This is a genomic window from Streptococcus sp. CCH5-D3 (genome assembly GCF_001556435.1).
In the GTDB taxonomy this organism is placed as follows: Bacteria; Bacillota; Bacilli; order Lactobacillales; family Streptococcaceae; genus Streptococcus.
Genome location: NZ_LSIW01000033.1, coordinates 1 through 663, shown reverse-complemented (window position 1 = coordinate 663; position 663 = coordinate 1). Strand labels below are relative to the sequence as shown.

Here is a 663-nt window from a genome sequence, read left to right as displayed (position 1 = left end):
TCCTACTTAACAAATACTAATCAAATGATATTTATCTATATTTTAATAAATAATAGTTAAACACCCTTTGGCTTTTAAATGGATTTGCATAAAAAAATCAGAATTCCTATTAAAATTCTGATTCAGAATGAAGACAAACATCGTTTTTGATGCTTGTCTTTTTTTATATTCACACTTAATTCTCCCATAATCCAATAATATTGAGGTATTTGGATAAAATAACAGGTCTTCCCTACCATCATTTTTACCAATTTTTTGATATTTAGACATGCCAAAGTAAGCCCAACCTTATCTTCCATTTTGGACTTTCCTTTTTCTCTGGTATAACGCAAGTTATGATATTCTTTAGCTGTTCCGAATAAACGTTCTATCGTTTCTTTCCGGTGTTGGTACCGTTCCTTCATCCCACTTTGATGACGGATATCTTCACAGATTTCTAAGGCATCTTTCCAAATATGACGCACAACAACTTTTTGGTGCTGGCGACTTTCAGTACAAATCGCTAACTAGGAGTACCTCATCAAATACCTTTTCTTTTATTATACTCCTTCGAAGCAAGAAAAGTCCCCAGAAGTATAACTTCTGAGGACTTTGTCTTCAATCTGAAGGAGGTATTTTTATACCTCTTTTTGTTCACTCTTCAATTATGCTGTCACTGTCCAT

1 pseudogene is annotated in these 663 nt (G+C 33.2%); it reads right to left on the bottom strand.

Features of this window, described 5'->3' with window-relative positions:
* Positions 1-109 precede the first annotated feature (109 nt).
* Positions 110-506, bottom strand: a pseudogene (locus AX662_RS01150) (transposase); the annotation flags it as partial.
* Between the last annotated feature and the right edge of the window lie 157 nt (positions 507-663).